Source organism: Pararhizobium polonicum (assembly GCF_001687365.1).
GTDB classification, from domain to species: domain Bacteria; phylum Pseudomonadota; class Alphaproteobacteria; order Rhizobiales; family Rhizobiaceae; genus Pararhizobium; species Pararhizobium polonicum.
Window position 1 is genome coordinate 33,167 of sequence record NZ_LGLV01000019.1, and the last position, 14,025, is coordinate 47,191.

At 61.3% G+C, this 14,025-nt stretch carries 15 protein-coding genes; 9 read left to right on the top strand and 6 right to left on the bottom strand.

Annotation, left to right across the window (positions count from 1 at the left end; translation table 11 throughout):
• Positions 1 to 94 precede the first annotated feature (94 nt).
• The 7 genes from hemP (at position 95) to ADU59_RS25990 (ending at position 5,268) form a co-directional block, all read left to right on the top strand.
• Positions 95 to 268, top strand: a complete 174-nt coding sequence (gene hemP / locus ADU59_RS25960) for a hemin uptake protein HemP (RefSeq protein WP_068958305.1) — start codon at positions 95 to 97, stop codon at positions 266 to 268.
• A gap of 9 nt (positions 269 to 277) precedes the next feature.
• A complete protein-coding gene (locus ADU59_RS25965) occupies positions 278 to 1,336 on the top strand; it encodes a hemin-degrading factor (protein WP_068958095.1) in 1,059 nt (352 codons plus the stop codon).
• A gap of 11 nt (positions 1,337 to 1,347) precedes the next feature.
• Positions 1,348 to 2,298, top strand: coding sequence for a heme/hemin ABC transporter substrate-binding protein (locus ADU59_RS25970; protein WP_068958097.1), 951 nt, complete (start codon positions 1,348 to 1,350; stop codon positions 2,296 to 2,298).
• Complete coding sequence (locus ADU59_RS25975; RefSeq protein WP_068958099.1) at positions 2,285 to 3,409, top strand: FecCD family ABC transporter permease; 1,125 nt, start codon at positions 2,285 to 2,287, stop codon at positions 3,407 to 3,409. The genes ADU59_RS25970 and ADU59_RS25975 overlap by 14 nt, the downstream gene beginning before the upstream one ends.
• Before the next feature lie 9 nt (positions 3,410 to 3,418).
• Entirely contained in the window at positions 3,419 to 4,207 is a 789-nt protein-coding gene (locus ADU59_RS25980) for a heme ABC transporter ATP-binding protein (protein ID WP_068958101.1), read from the top strand.
• Between the two features lie 156 nt (positions 4,208 to 4,363).
• Positions 4,364 to 4,750 (top strand): DUF883 family protein, encoded by a 387-nt coding sequence (locus ADU59_RS25985; RefSeq protein ID WP_068958103.1) that lies wholly within the window; start codon positions 4,364 to 4,366, stop codon positions 4,748 to 4,750.
• Between the two features lie 86 nt (positions 4,751 to 4,836).
• Positions 4,837 to 5,268: a hypothetical protein gene (locus ADU59_RS25990; protein WP_068958105.1), complete on the top strand. Its 432-nt coding sequence runs from the start codon at positions 4,837 to 4,839 to the stop codon at positions 5,266 to 5,268.
• A 19-nt stretch (positions 5,269 to 5,287) separates the two neighbouring features.
• Here the strand turns inward: ADU59_RS25990 and ADU59_RS25995 are convergent, their stop codons facing one another.
• The 3 genes from ADU59_RS25995 to ADU59_RS26005 all read right to left on the bottom strand — a co-directional run bounded on the left by ADU59_RS25995 (position 5,288) and on the right by ADU59_RS26005 (position 7,741).
• On the bottom strand, positions 5,288 to 6,793 hold the full coding sequence (locus tag ADU59_RS25995; RefSeq protein ID WP_068958107.1) for a sensor histidine kinase: 1,506 nt from the start codon (positions 6,791 to 6,793) through the stop codon (positions 5,288 to 5,290).
• A gap of 190 nt (positions 6,794 to 6,983) precedes the next feature.
• Positions 6,984 to 7,538, bottom strand: a complete 555-nt coding sequence (locus ADU59_RS26000; protein ID WP_068958109.1) for an RNA polymerase sigma factor — start codon at positions 7,536 to 7,538, stop codon at positions 6,984 to 6,986.
• Positions 7,539 to 7,546: 8 nt separating this feature from the next.
• On the bottom strand, positions 7,547 to 7,741 hold the full coding sequence (locus ADU59_RS26005; protein WP_068958111.1) for a NepR family anti-sigma factor: 195 nt from the start codon (positions 7,739 to 7,741) through the stop codon (positions 7,547 to 7,549).
• A 141-nt stretch (positions 7,742 to 7,882) separates the two neighbouring features.
• Between ADU59_RS26005 and ADU59_RS26010 the strand changes: the two genes are divergently transcribed.
• Together ADU59_RS26010 and ADU59_RS26015 are read left to right on the top strand one after the other, a co-directional pair.
• A complete protein-coding gene (locus tag ADU59_RS26010; RefSeq protein ID WP_068958113.1) occupies positions 7,883 to 8,677 on the top strand; it encodes a response regulator in 795 nt (264 codons plus the stop codon).
• Positions 8,678 to 8,932: 255 nt separating this feature from the next.
• Entirely contained in the window at positions 8,933 to 9,892 is a 960-nt protein-coding gene (locus ADU59_RS26015) for a sensor histidine kinase (RefSeq protein WP_068958307.1), read from the top strand.
• A 274-nt stretch (positions 9,893 to 10,166) separates the two neighbouring features.
• On the opposite strand, the gene ADU59_RS26020 is transcribed toward ADU59_RS26015, so the two are convergent.
• The 3 genes from ADU59_RS26020 to ADU59_RS26030 all read right to left on the bottom strand — a co-directional run bounded on the left by ADU59_RS26020 (position 10,167) and on the right by ADU59_RS26030 (position 14,008).
• A complete protein-coding gene (locus tag ADU59_RS26020) occupies positions 10,167 to 11,747 on the bottom strand; it encodes an FGGY-family carbohydrate kinase (RefSeq protein ID WP_068958115.1) in 1,581 nt (526 codons plus the stop codon).
• A complete protein-coding gene (locus tag ADU59_RS26025) occupies positions 11,747 to 12,448 on the bottom strand; it encodes an HAD family hydrolase (RefSeq protein WP_425332058.1) in 702 nt (233 codons plus the stop codon). The genes ADU59_RS26020 and ADU59_RS26025 overlap by 1 nt, the downstream gene beginning before the upstream one ends.
• Before the next feature lie 75 nt (positions 12,449 to 12,523).
• Positions 12,524 to 14,008, bottom strand: coding sequence for a mannitol dehydrogenase family protein (locus tag ADU59_RS26030; protein ID WP_068958311.1), 1,485 nt, complete (start codon positions 14,006 to 14,008; stop codon positions 12,524 to 12,526).
• Positions 14,009 to 14,025 lie beyond the last annotated feature (17 nt).

The window sequence follows — 14,025 nt, forward strand, 5'->3', positions numbered from 1 at the left end:
GAGTAATGAAGTCAAGATACCAATCGCAATGATCCGGCAAGAGAAGGGAAGCAATCCCCCGTTTTCGGCCGCCATGATCAGGACCCTGAAACCTGTGACACCGAATGAACCAGATGCCGCGCCGGCCGTTTCGCCGGCAAGCCAGACGCAGCGCCTCGTTGAGAGCCGCGAGCTTTTCCGCGGCGAAAACGAAATCCTGATCTCCCATGGCGATGCCATCTACCGCATGAAAATCACCCGCCAGGGCAAACTTATTCTGAACAAATAGGCCAGACACATGACGCAAACGACCTGCCCGACTCCGTCCGAAATCCGCGCCTACCGGGCCGCCAACCCCAAGATGCGTGAGCGCGATATCGCCGCTCAGCTGGGTGTTTCGGAAGCCGCTCTCGTTGCAGCCGAATGCGGCCTGACTGCCGTCCGGATCGATGGCGATGCAAACCGTTTTCTCACGCGCGCGGCCGAACTCGGAGAAGTCATGGCCCTGAGCCGCAATGAGAGCGCCGTTCATGAGAAAATCGGCGTGTTCGAGAACATCACCCCCGGCAAACATGCCGCGATCGTGCTGGGCGAGAATATCGATCTGCGCATCTTCCCCGGGGCTTGGGCACACGGTTTCGCCGTCACGAAAACCGATGGCGATGACGTTCGCCGCAGCCTGCAGTTCTTCGACAGGCAGGGAACGGCCGTGCACAAGGTACACCTGCGCCCGGCTTCCGATCTCGACGCATATCAGAGCATCGTCGACGCCTTCCGTCTGGACGATCAGTCGCAGGAATTCGTTGCCGAGGCTGCGGTTGGCAGCATCTCCGAAGGCGAAAGCACATCGGTGGATATTGCCGTGCTGCGCGACGAATGGAGCAAAATGACCGACACGCACCAGTTCCATGGGCTGCTGCGCAAGCTGAAGCTCGGCCGCCGCCAGGCGCTGCAGTCGATCGGCGAGGATTTCGCCTGGAAGCTGCAGCCTGAAGCCGTCGAGGAGATGATGCGCGAATCCGCGAAGGTGGAATTGCCGATCATGTGCTTCGTCGGCAACCACGGCATCATCCAGATCCATTCCGGCGCCATCGCCAACATTCAGACGATGGGCCCCTGGCTCAACGTCATGGATCCGACCTTCCATCTGCACCTGCGCAGCGATCATCTCGCCGAGATCTGGGCTGTCCGCAAGCCCACCGCCGACGGCCATGTGACCTCGCTCGAGGCGCTCGATGCCAAGGGAGAAATGGTCATCCAGTTCTTCGGCAAGCGCAAGGAAGGCTTTGCCGAGCGCCCGGAATGGCGTGCCATCATGGAAAACCTCGCCCGGCTCGATATCACCGAAGCGGCCTGAAGGAAGCGATCATGAAAACGTCCTGTGATTTCCGCCGGCTCCGCTCCTGGGAACTCGCCCTGGCGATCTTCGCGGTTTCCGCGCCCTTCGTCCTGCCGGTCACGGCACCGGACGGCGCATCCTTCGTGCAGGCGGCCGTCGCACAGGAAATGCAGAAGGCCGACACGTCGCGGCTGGTGTCCGTCGGCGGCGCCATCACGGAAATCGTCTATGCGCTCGGCGAAGAGGGCAAGCTTGTCGGCCGCGACTCGACCAGCATCTATCCGGAGGCTGCGACCCAGCTTCCGGATGTCGGCTACATGCGGCAGCTGGCGCCGGAAGGCGTGATCGCCACCAATCCGACCGCCATCATCGCCGTCGAGGGAAGCGGCCCGCCCGAGACGCTCACCGTTCTCAAGGATGCCAACATTCCCTTCCAGACCGTTCCGGAAAGGTTCGACCGTGACGGCATTCTCACAAAAATCCGCACAGTCGGCGATTTTCTCGGCGTACCCGAGAAAGCAATGGTTCTTTCCGAACAGGTGAAGAGCGATCTCGACGCAGCGGTGGCCGATGCCGCCAAACGCCCGGAAAGCGAACGCAAGCGGGTGATCTTCATCCTCAGCACCCAGGGCGGAAAGATCATGGCCTCCGGCACCGGCACGGCCGCCGATGGCATCATTTCGCTCTCCGGCGCCGTCAACGCCATGGGCAGCTTCCCCGGCTACAAGCCACTGACCGATGAATCGATTATCGAAGCCAAGCCCGATGTCGTGCTGATGATGAGCCGCAGCGGCGGCCATGCGACGACCGATGACGAACTCTTCGCCCATCCGGCCCTCAGCCTGACACCGGCTGCCAAAAACAGGGCGATCATCCGCATGGACGGCCTGCACCTGCTCGGTTTCGGCCCGCGCACGGCAAGCACGGTGCGCGAACTCAACGCAGCGATCTACGGAAAAAAAACGAATGCCTCACAGTGAAATGGCCGCGGGTGACGGCGGCTCGCAGTCCTTTGCGGCGCGCTTGAAATCCGAGTGGCACATGGGCGACCGGTCACGGCTGGCGCAGCTGCTGATTCTGGTGCTGATCGTAGTCGCGGTGTCGATGTTTACCGCCTCGATCATGACAGGCGCAGCCGACGCATCGCTCGGCAATGTCCTGCGCTGGATCTTCGGCATGGAAGGCGCTGAGCAGGCCCTGAGCCTGCGCGACCGTATCATCATCCTCGACATTCGCCTGCCCCGTGCCGTGCTCGGCATGCTGGTCGGCGCCTCGCTTGCCGTATCCGGCGCCGTCATGCAGGGCCTTTTCCGCAATCCGCTCGCCGACCCGGCGCTCGTCGGCGTGTCCTCCGGTGCGAGCCTTGGTGCAGTGCTGATCATCGTGCTCGGCAGCACCTTTTTCGGCCCGGTTTTCGCGGTGTTCGGCTTCTACGCACTCCCGGTTGCCGCGTTCTTCGGCGGCCTGATCACGACATTGCTGCTCTACAGGATTGCCACCCGCAGCGGCCAGACATCCGTTGCCACCATGCTCCTGGCCGGTATCGCGCTCGGCGCCCTGGCCGGCGCCGTCACCGGCGTTCTCATCTTCATGGCCGATGACAAGCAGTTGCGTGACCTCACCTTCTGGGGCCTCGGTTCGCTTGCCGGCGCCAACTGGATGAAAATCCTCTCCGCCGGACCGATCATCGTCGTTTCGCTTGCCGTCGTTCCGTTCCTGGCACGCGGGCTCAATGCCCTCACCCTCGGAGAAGCCGCCGCCTTCCACATGGGCATTCCCGTGCAACGGCTGAAGAACATCGCCATCGTCAGCGTCGCGGCGTCGACCGGGGCCTCTGTCGCCGTCAGCGGCGGTATCGGCTTCGTCGGTATCGTCGTGCCGCATGTGCTGCGGATGCTGATCGGTCCGGATCACCGTTATCTGCTGCCCGCATCTGCCCTGCTCGGTGGCACGCTGCTGATCTTTGCCGATATGATCGTCCGCACCATCGTTCCGCCGGCGGAATTGCCGATCGGTATCATCACGGCTTTCGCCGGTGCTCCGTTCTTCCTGTGGATCCTGCTGCGCGGGCGCTCCCATATGGGGCTTTGAGGAAAACCCATGATCAAGGCCAGCAATCTCTCCGTCCGACTTTCCGGAAAACAGGTGCTGCACGGCGTCAGCATCGAGGCGGCAGCGGGACAATTGACCGCAATCGTCGGTCCGAACGGTTCCGGCAAGACCACCAGCCTCAAGGCAATTGCCGGCGAACTCGCCTATGACGGCACCGTCAGCATCAACGGTCATGATATATCGACGCTGAAGCCGTGGGAGCTGGCGCTGAAGCGCGCCGTGCTGCCGCAGTCCACGGTGATCTCCTTCCCCTTTACCGTGCGCGAAATCGTCCGCATGGGACTTTCGGTCAGCGCCAAGGCGGATATGGGAGAAACCGACCGGATTGCCCGCGATGCGCTGGAAGCCGTCGACCTCTCCGGTTTCGCCGGCCGTTTCTACCAGGAGCTGTCCGGCGGCGAGCAGCAGCGCGTCCAGCTTGCCCGTGCGCTGTGTCAGATCTGGGAACCGGTGCGGCACGGCGAACCCGCTTTCCTGCTGCTTGACGAGCCCGTATCGAGCCTCGATATCCGCCACCAGCTGACGATCATGCGGCTTGCCCGGGATTTCTGCAGGCGCGGCGGCGGCGTCATCGCCATCATGCACGACCTCAATCTGACGGCGATGTTCGCCGACCGGATGATCATGATGAAAAGTGGGCGCGTCAGGGCCGCCGGACATCCCAACGAAGTGATGACCGACGCGGTGATGGAAGCCGTTTTCGGCTGCGCCATGCGGGTCAATGCGACGCCGGCGGGCAGCGTTCCCTTCGTGCTGCCGCACACCGCGGTGGGTTAAGAGACCCGTCTTCTCGCCTTGTGAGTGGAACCAAAGACTACCTTGCGCGTTGATGTTGCGAACCGCTGACACGGTGATCATCTCACATGTCGGTATGAACGCACACCGGGGCCTGCCTTGAAACCGCAGTCCCGCCGCAGCTAGGAGTTATTCATTATGGCAACAGGTCTCTTTTCCGGTTCCAGCGCAAAGAAGCGCCTCGTCGATGCGCCGATCGAAGATCAGATCAGCGAAATCCGCGACGAGATTGCATCGCTCGCAAAGCTGCTTTCGCAGCGCGGCGCTGAAGCCTCGAAGGACGTGCGCGCCAAGGCAGCCGAGGCAACCAAGGATGTTCGCGCAAAGGCCCATGATGCCCGCGACCAGGCAGAAGCCGGGCTGCACGACCTGATCGAAAACGGTGAAGCGCTGTTTGCCGAACTGCGCGGCCATTACGCGGCCACCGAAAAGCAGGTGCGCCACACGGTTCGCAAGCATCCGGTCGCAACGCTCGGCGCGGCCGCAGCCCTCGGCCTTCTCGTGGCAGCCCTCATCCGCCGCTAAGCGCGCCCGACACCACGCAGACAGACCGGAGGCAACAGGATTGCCGTCCGGTCTTTGCGTCCTCTTTCTTCCTTCTGGAGACAAAAATGGGTTCTTTGGCCGCAATGCTTTCGGCTCTCGTGGTGACCGACGTCGGCGTCACGGTATCGCGCTACAAGCGCAATGGGGCCATGTGGCTTGTTGCCTCACTGTTCTTCCTGACCGCCTACATTTTCGCGCTGGTTGCCGGAGCCATCTACCTGGGCACCGTCTATACGCCGCTCCAGGCCACGATCATCCTTGCCGTTGCATCCCTGGTCATCGGCCTCGTCGTCATCGGCATCATGTATGGACTGAACGCGCGCGACCGGCGTATCGCCGCCGACAGGCGCCGGCGCTCGCAGGCGCAGACAACCTTTGCCATTGCCACGGCACTTACACTTTTCCGCAGGCAACCGCTTCTCGCCGCAGGCCTGGCCGTGGGCGCCGGCACCCTTCTCGGACTGATGCGAAAATCAGGCGACAGGGATCATTCCTGAACTGTATACTGGGAAATCTTCAAAGCGGCAGACGGACGATCGCGGTCAAACCTGCGGGCAGGTATTCGACCTTCACCGAGCTGCCCATCACCTTGTCCAGGCTTCGCTCGATCAGGATCGAGCCGAACCCGCGCCGTGTCGGCTCGTCCACGGGCGGACCGCCGACCTCCGTCCATGTCAGATGCAGAATGCGTTGACCGTCTTCATCGACACCGCGTGCGGTCAGCACCACCCTGCCACCCGGCACCGTCAGCGAACCGTATTTCGCCGCATTGGTTGCCAGTTCGTGCAGCACCAGCCCGAGGCCAACGGCCTGATCCGGCCCCAATAGAATTTCGTCCTTGTGGACTTCGATCTGCTTTTTGTAATCGCGCACATGCGGCGCCAGCTGTTTGGCCAGCAGCGCGGAAAGGCGGATTTCGCCCCATTCGTGATCCGACAGCAGTCCATGTGCTTCGGAAATCGCCTGAAGCCTGCCGGCGAATGCCGTCATGAACTCCTGCGGGTCGCTTGTCCGCCGCAGCGTCTGGCGGGCCAAGGACTGAAGCATGGCCAGCGTGTTCTTGACCCGGTGGTTGAGCTCGCGCAACAGCAAGCGGGTTCGTTGGGTCGCCCCCTGCTCTTCGGTCACATCGATATTAATGCCGAGAAAAAGCGTCGGTTTGCCCTGCGCGTCCCGTTCATGCACCCGCCCTCGGCCAAGAAGCCACCGGCCGGTGGACGCGACGCGGAAGATGCCGTCATACTCTTCGTCCTGCGTCATGGCGGAGCGCAATTTCGACAGCGTCGCTGCACGGTCGTCATGATGAATGGCGCTGAAAATATCCCTGGCCTGGACGATCGCGACGGGTTTCATCCCGAACATGCGCAGCATCGGCTGGTTGCAGGACACGCTGCCTGAGCGGACATCCCAGAGCCAGCTGCCGATATTGGCCGCATCCAGCGCCATGGCATGCCTCTGCTCCTCGCGCGAAAGGGCGGCCTCCTTCAGCGCACGCTGATGCGCCTCATGCTTGAGCTTGAACAGCGAGGAAGCAAGCCGCGACAGCCGCTGCAACTGCGCCACGAGTTGTGGAGCGATCTCGGGACGCGGCTTGATATCGAAAACACAGATCGTCCCCACCGGCTGCTCGTCGATGACCAGCGGGACGCCCGCATAAAACCGCAGGAACGGTGCGCCCACGACACGCGGCTGGCCGGCAAAGCGAGGGTCGGCAACGGTATCGGCGACAACCAGCGCGCCGTCCGATGGCTCCGCGATCGTATGCATGCAAAACGATGCGGTAGCGGGCGCATGCGTCTCATCGGTTCCGACTGCGGCCTTGAACCATTGATCCCTGGCATCAACGAGTGTCACCAACGCAACCGGGGCATCGAAAAGATCGGCTGCCATCTCCGCAAGGTCGCGAAAATCGGCATCCGGATCAGCCATATCCGGGACAACGGAATGCAGGACGTCGAGCCGCTCGGCCGATGTCAGAACGGCGGCAACCGCCGCTTGCGAAACGTTGTTCTTTTTAGTCATGAATTTCCACACCCAGCCCCGGGCGCCATTATTGCCCGAACCCCGCCGTCTTTCCCTTACAGCATGCAGGTCGCAGTTTCTGCATGATTATTTCCCCTCGAAGCGATCATGCCGCGACGTCACAACGCTCCAAAGAATACGCCCGCCAAACCTCTAAAAGACGATTGGCGGACGCTGGAGCCTTTTATTGTCAGGAAACAAACGCCCGTGACGTCATCGGCGCGGATGTAGCGTCGGGACCGTATTCATTCTCGCCGGTGATCTGCAGGATATCCTGAAGCCGCTGCCGGGCGCGATTGACGCGGCTCTTGATCGTTCCGAGCGCGCAGCCGCAGATTTCCGCAGCTTCCTCATAAGAAAAGCCGGAAGCCCCCACCAGAATGATCGCCTCCCGCTGATCCGGCGGCAACGTCTCGAGCGCACGTTTGAAATCCTGAAGATCCAGGGAGCCATATTGCGCCGGATGCTGGGCGAGCGACTCGGTGAAGTACCCGTCACTGTCCTGCACCTCGCGGCCCCGTTTGCGCATCTGGCTATAGAGTTCGTTGCGCAGAATGGTAAACAGCCACGCCTTCATGTTCGTGCCCATCTCGAAATGGTCCTGCTTGGCCCATGCCTTCATGATGGTATCCTGAACGAGATCGTCGGCCCGGTCGTGCCTGCCGATCAGCGACATGGCGAACGCACGCAGGCTGGGAAGGGCTGCGAGCATTTCGCGCTTGAAACTTGGTTCCTCAGTCGTCATGCCACCACTCATTCAGCCACATCCGGCATAGATTGGCGCTCGACTGCATCGAGTTTCTCAAGCAGGTCGAGAAACCGGTCCGGAATGGCTTCCTCCTGTACAGAAAGATAGAGTGCGCGGAGCTTCGTTGCAATCTGCGCATTCGGATTGTCGGCACGCACCGGCATCGCCGCCTCGCGCCCTGCCCCAATTTTGTAGGTCATAAAGTCAAAATACCTTCAGAAGTTCATCTGGCAGCATAATGCGCCGGGGAAAAATTTGTTCCGCCGGGAGGAACCTTTTTTTTGGCGTTGCGTTTCCTCGATGTCATGGCCATCACCCCGGCCAGTTGAGGGAGTTCATATATGTCACTTTCCACACGGATCGCTCCGTTTCTGCCCTATTTGCGCCGCTACTCACGCGCGCTGACCGGGTCGCAGACTTCGGGCGACGCGTATGTCGCAGCTGTTCTGGAAGCGCTGATCGCAGATGTCGCCATCTTCCCCGAAGCCAGCACTGACAGGGTTGCCCTGTTTCAGCTGTACACCAAGCTCTTCGGCTCATCCTCCGTCCTGATCCCGGAACCGGTCTCGCCATTTGCCTGGGAAAAGCGGGCATCGATCAATCTTGCGTCCGTCTCGCCGCTTGCCCGGCAGGCCTTCCTGCTCGTCTCGGTCGAGGGATTCCGCACGAGCGAGGCGGCCGAGGTCCTCGGCACCAGCGAGAGCGGCATGAGCCAGCTGCTCGAGCGCGCATCGGAAGAGATTTCCCGCCAGGTCGCAACCGACATCATGATCATCGAAGACGAGCCGCTGATCGCAATCGACATCGAGCAGATGGTCGAGAGCCTCGGGCACAAGGTGACCGGCATTGCCCGCACGCGGGACGAGGCCGTGGCCCTGTTCAAGGCGACGCGGCCAAGCATGGTGCTCGCAGACATCCAGCTTGCCGACGGCAGCTCCGGCATCGACGCGGTCAACGATATTTTGAAGAACACCGCCATTCCGGTGATTTTCATCACGGCATTCCCCGAGCGCCTGCTGACGGGTGAGCGACCCGAACCGACGTTCCTGGTCACCAAGCCGTTCAATCCGGACATGGTCAAAGCCCTGATCAGTCAAGCGCTGTTCTTCAACGAATCCACCAAGGCCGCGGCCTGAGACGTGTTGCGCCCGGAACAATCGGGCAGGCAATCTCGTTATCCATTGACCCGGGGCGCCAAGGCACCCCGGTGAAGCCTATCAACAGTTGAAGCCCGGCCCGTTTCCGGTCGGAATATCCGATCGGATTGACCGCTTTTTCGCTCGCGCGGGAGCTGAAGCGGACAGGCGATCAAAAAGCGGAAGGCGCAGCGCGTGGGCAATGCAGGCAGTACAGCCTCCCTCAAGACCAATGCCTATGCAGGCAAGATCCTGATGGAGCTCGTTCTGAAGAAATCAGGCTCAGGCTACCTTTATCAGTCGGACAATCTCGACGTCGTTTTTTCCGGAAACCTGCCCGAAGGATTGCGGTCGCTGGAAGCCAGGGAGCAGGCGGACGAGAAAACCTTCGGGGCCGAGGACGGTGCCCGGTTGACTGCCCTGAAGCGCGACGTGGCGCGCAACTGCAGTCCGGCCTCGACGGAAATCGACGTGACGTCTGCAACCGGCGTCCTGACCTACCGGATAGACATCGAACGTATCGACACCCAGGGAATGACCGGAATCCTGTCCGTCATCACGGACATTTCGGAAACCCGGCATCGCGAACGCATCCTGAAAACCCTGCTGCGCGAACTCAGCCATCGCTCGAAAAACCTGCTCGCCATCATCCAGGGGATCGCCACCCAGACGGCACGCCAGGCCCTGTCGCTGGACTATTTTCTTACCAAGTTTCGCGGGCGAATCCAGTCGCTGGCCTATTCACAGGATCTCGTCACCGATTCCAGCTGGCGCGGCGCCTATCTCTTCGCGCTGGCCGAACGGCAATTCAGCGCCTATTGGCCCGATTCCGAAACACCCATCGCGATAAGGGGCATCAACGCGCATCTGTCGCCGAACGCCGCGCTGCATATCGGACTTGCCCTGCACGAACTCATCGTCAATTCCGCATCCTATGGGGCGATCTCGGCGGGCGTGAACTCGCTGACGATCGATTGCTTCGAAACGGCACTCGACGGCAACGACGCCATTGAACTGACCTGGATCGAACACCTGCCGCCCGCGGTCACATTGCGGGAGACCGACGAGCATACCTTCGCGCGCACGGTGCTGGAGCGTGTCGTGCCGGTGGCGATCGGCGGCAGGGCACTGTACCTGACGGCGCCCGACCGCGTAGAATATCACCTGACCATTCCCTCGCGGGAGTATGAAATCATCGATCGTATCGACCAATGAACGCATGCAGATGCGCTCAGAATGGTTCGCCGGGATAGACCGTTCGAGAGCCCCCTTGAAAAAGAACAGCCAGCGCCCGGGGAAGGCACTGGCTGATGCTAACAACTCACCGAGGGGGCGTGTGAGCTGGGTGCCGGATGATTTATGGGGGGCGTTCGCATTGGGGGCGATGCGAAGCACGATCCGGACATCCCATAAACGAACCCGCCGCAAAAAGGTTCCGCTCGGATTTCATTTTTTTCAAAATATTCTGCAGATACCGAAACCGGCCGTCTCAGAGCGCTTCCAGTTCGGCGCGATGCCGGTAGAGGCTGAGGAACTTGGCGTAGTCGCGATCATAGGCTTCCCGCAGGTCCGGATTGGGATAACGTGCGTGCCCGCCGGGAGACATGGCCGGGCCGGCAGCCCGAAGGTCCGGATAGAGACCGCCCGCAACCGACGCAACCATGGCTGTCCCCAGAAGAACGGCATCATTGGTTTCCGGTACGACGACCGTGCAGCCGGTCACGTCGGAGTAAAGCTCCATCAACAACGCATTGCGGACATGGCCGCCCGTAACATGCAGGGTATCGAGGTCGTAACCCGCCTCTTTCATCGTTTCGAGAATATGGCGGATACCGAGCGCGATGGCGACGCAGGTGCGCCAGTAGAGGCGGCAAAGCGCATCGAACGAACTGTCGAGCGTCAGGCCGCTGATAACGCCGAGTGCATGCGGATCCGCAAGCGGGGAACGGTTTCCGTGAAAATCCGGCAACACATGCAGACGTGCCGCGAACTCGGCTCCATAGGCGGCGCGCAGTTCCTGGATACGCAGGATGATCCTCTGGTGAACTTCGGCGTCCGGCTCGCCACCGGCGCTGTGACTGCGCACGACATGATCGAGCAGTGCGCCCGTCGCCGATTGTCCGCCCTCGATCAGCCAGCTGTCTTGAAATGCTGCCTCGAAATAGGGGCCCCACATGCCGAAGCCGGGCTTCATGTCCTTGGAGAAGGCGACGATACAGCTGGAGGTTCCGGCAATCAGGGCAAGCTGCCGCTCCAGTGTGTCGTGTTCACCGGCAAAACCACCGAGCACACCGATGGCGCCGGCATAGGCATCGATCAGCCCCGTCGCCACCTGGCAGGTCTCATGCAGGCCCAGTTCGGCCGCAGCCGCGGCCGTCAGATGTCCGGTCGAGTGCCCGACCGGCAGGGTTTTCTCCGGCAGTCCACCGCGTTCGCGCAGATCCTCAAGCCCGATCCGTGCCAGAAACCCGTCCTGCCAACCGCTTTCTTCATGGGAAAGGTAGTTCCACTTGGCCGTCAGCGTGCAGCGGGAGCGCGCTGCGTTGCCAGTCGCCCGCCAGGACAGAAAATCGGCGAGATCGAAGAAATACCCTGTCTTTTCCCATTGTTGCGGCAGGTTCTGCTTCAACCACATGAGCTTTGGCATCTCCATTTCCGGCGACATGACGCGGCCGGAATGATCGAGCACCGGGTGTTTTGTCGCCGTGCAGAAATCGGCCTGTTTCAGAGCCCGGTGGTCCAGCCAGACGATCGTGTCCCAGCGCGGATCGCCCTTGCGGTTGACGGAGAGCGGAGCACCGTCCCTGTCGCGCACGACCAGCGAGCACGTCGCGTCGAAACCGATGGCAGCAATGGCGTCAGCAGGGACGCCGGCCTTGGCGCGCGCCGTTTTGACAACGATGCAAACGGCTGCCCAGATGTTTTCGGAATCATGCTCGGCGTGATTCTCTTCCGGCCTGTTCATCGCGATCGGATAATCAGCCCGGGCCAACTGCTTGCCATGCCGATCGAAAATACCAGCGCGGGCGCTGCCGGTTCCGACATCGACAGCAACGATCAAATCAGCCATCAGAGCCCTGCGTTCCCGTCCCTTTGTTCGTTGCGGACAAGATGGATCAATTCCCGCATGTCGTCAAACAGCACATCGGGATCAAGCCGCCGCAACGTTTCCAGATGCCGTTCCGATTTGGCATGCGAGGCACCAGCAAACGCGAAAACCCGCATGCCGGCCGCCTTGGCCGCCTCGATACCGGCCGGGCTGTCCTCCACGACGATGCAGTCTTCCGGTGGGGTGCCCATTTGCGCCGCCGCATGCAGGAAGAGATCCGGCGCCGGCTTGCCACGCTTGACCATGCTGGAGCTGAACAGATGCGGCTCAAGCTTGTCGATCAGCCCCGTGATGGTCAAAGACAGCCGGATACGCTCCATCTGGCTCGAAGACGCCACGCAACGGGGAATATCAAGCGCATCGAGCGCCGCGGCAATGCCCGCCACGGGCTGCAGTTCCTGGCGGAAACGCTGGTAGAGATCGAGACGCATCTCCTCAAGGAAGGCGTCGTCCACCGCAAGACCATAGTCGTCATGCAGAATATCCGACATGGTCTTCAGGCTCTTGCCGAGAAAGCGCTCCGTCGCCTCCTCGGCATCCATCTCGACCCCGGCATTGCCGAGCACGCGAACCAGCACGTCGAGCGACAGCGGTTCGCTATCCACCAGTACGCCATCGCAATCGAAAATCACCAGCTTTGGCGGATGCTTGGCCATCTCCATCAGGCCGCGGCTTGCGTGCCGAAACGATGGCACGATACGCCCGCGACAGTGCGCGAAAGCCCAAGCGTCATGAGGTCATTCTCCAAGTTTTCCGTCGAGATAGAGCTGAAGCGTTGCCCGCGTGCCCTTGTCCCAAAGTGTCCGCAGCGCATGTGCGAAGCGCTTTTGAAACAGCGTTGATTGCGCAACATCGCCGAAGATATCCGAAAGTGCAAGGAAGGCCTGTGGATCGTCCTTGGCTTTCACCGCCGCCGCGTGAAGCCGGTCGGCGCTGGCATCGTTGAAGGTGATCGCCTTGCCGCTATCGGAAGTTCCCGCAAAGTAGCGGCACCAGAGCGCCGACACCAGCGACAGGCCGATGACATCTTCACCGCGCCGCAACCGGTCGGCCGTGGTCGGCAGGATGAACTTCGGCTGCCGGTTGGAGCCATCCTGCGCCAGGCGTGGGATGGTATCGCCGATCTTCGGATTGAAGAGGCGTGTCTCGACCTTTTTGAAATAGGCATGCAGATCGGTATCCGGAACCGGCGGAATGACCGGGATGATTTCCTCATGCTCCAGCTTGGCGAGGAACGCGCAAACCGTCTTGTCCTCCATCGCCTCGTGCACGAAATGAATATCGAGAAGTGCTGCCGGATAGGCGATTGCCGCATGGCCGCCATTCAGGATGCGGATCTTCATGTGCTCGTAGGGCGCTACATCCGGCACGAACTGGACACCGACCTTTTCAAGCGCGGGCCGGCCGGCCGGAAAATGATCTTCCAGAACCCATTGCTTGAATTCCTCGCAGAACACCGGCCAGTTGTCGTCGATGCCGTAGTCGTCGGCAGCAATACCAACTTCGCGTGGTCCGGTTGCCGGCGTGATGCGGTCCACCATCCCGTTCGGAAAAGCCACATTGGCCTCGATCCACGCGGCAAGCGCCGGATCGGACAGCCGCGCCAGGCCGGAAACGGCCGCATGCGTGACTTCGCCATTGCCGGGAATATTGTCGCAGGACATCACCGTAAACGGCACGATACCCTTGTCCTTGCGCGCCTTCAGTCCGGCGATGATCAGGCCGAACACGGTCTTCGGATCGCTGGGATTCTGGCTGTCGGCAACGATGGCAGGATGCTTCGGATTGAACGCGCCAGAGGCAGGGTCGATAAAATAACCGCCCTCGGTGATCGTCAAGGACACGATACGGATCGCCGGATCGGCAAGCCTGGCAATTGTCGCTGCCGCATTGCCTGGCCGCAGATAGTCGATCATCGGCGCAGTGACGCGCGCAGCACTTCTGTTGTTGTCCTGCTCGACCACCGTCGTCAGGAAGTCCTGTTCGGCGAGTTTTGCGCGCATCGCCTCGTCGGAGGGGAGAACCCCTGCCCCGACGATTGCCCAATCGTGATCGCTGCCGGTGTTGAAGAGGTCGTCCAGATAGATCGCCTGATGGGCGCGGTGAAAATTGCCAACACCGAAATGGACGATGCCTGCTGTCAGGGTCGACCGGTCATAGGCCGGGACCGCGGCAGTCGCCTTGATGGCGTCAAGATTGGCGAGCGAAAGTTTGGTCGTCATGTTCATTCCTTTCGACG

Excerpts from the sequence above, each read along its gene's own strand:
- ADU59_RS25965 (WP_068958095.1), top strand. The coding sequence starts at position 278 with ATGACGCAAACGACCTGCCCGACTCCGTCCGAAATCCGCGCCTACCGG.
- ADU59_RS25970 (WP_068958097.1), top strand. The coding sequence starts at position 1,348 with ATGAAAACGTCCTGTGATTTCCGCCGGCTCCGCTCCTGGGAACTCGCC.
- ADU59_RS25975 (WP_068958099.1), top strand. The coding sequence starts at position 2,285 with ATGCCTCACAGTGAAATGGCCGCGGGTGACGGCGGCTCGCAGTCCTTT.
- ADU59_RS25980 (WP_068958101.1), top strand. The coding sequence starts at position 3,419 with ATGATCAAGGCCAGCAATCTCTCCGTCCGACTTTCCGGAAAACAGGTG.
- ADU59_RS25985 (WP_068958103.1), top strand. The coding sequence starts at position 4,364 with ATGGCAACAGGTCTCTTTTCCGGTTCCAGCGCAAAGAAGCGCCTCGTC.
- ADU59_RS25990 (WP_068958105.1), top strand. The coding sequence starts at position 4,837 with ATGGGTTCTTTGGCCGCAATGCTTTCGGCTCTCGTGGTGACCGACGTC.
- ADU59_RS25995 (WP_068958107.1), bottom strand. The coding sequence starts at position 6,793 with ATGACTAAAAAGAACAACGTTTCGCAAGCGGCGGTTGCCGCCGTTCTG.
- ADU59_RS26000 (WP_068958109.1), bottom strand. The coding sequence starts at position 7,538 with ATGACGACTGAGGAACCAAGTTTCAAGCGCGAAATGCTCGCAGCCCTT.
- ADU59_RS26005 (WP_068958111.1), bottom strand. The coding sequence starts at position 7,741 with ATGACCTACAAAATTGGGGCAGGGCGCGAGGCGGCGATGCCGGTGCGT.
- ADU59_RS26010 (WP_068958113.1), top strand. The coding sequence starts at position 7,883 with ATGTCACTTTCCACACGGATCGCTCCGTTTCTGCCCTATTTGCGCCGC.
- ADU59_RS26015 (WP_068958307.1), top strand. The coding sequence starts at position 8,933 with ATGGAGCTCGTTCTGAAGAAATCAGGCTCAGGCTACCTTTATCAGTCG.
- ADU59_RS26020 (WP_068958115.1), bottom strand. The coding sequence starts at position 11,747 with ATGGCTGATTTGATCGTTGCTGTCGATGTCGGAACCGGCAGCGCCCGC.
- ADU59_RS26025 (WP_425332058.1), bottom strand. The coding sequence starts at position 12,448 with ATGGAGATGGCCAAGCATCCGCCAAAGCTGGTGATTTTCGATTGCGAT.
- ADU59_RS26030 (WP_068958311.1), bottom strand. The coding sequence starts at position 14,008 with ATGACGACCAAACTTTCGCTCGCCAATCTTGACGCCATCAAGGCGACT.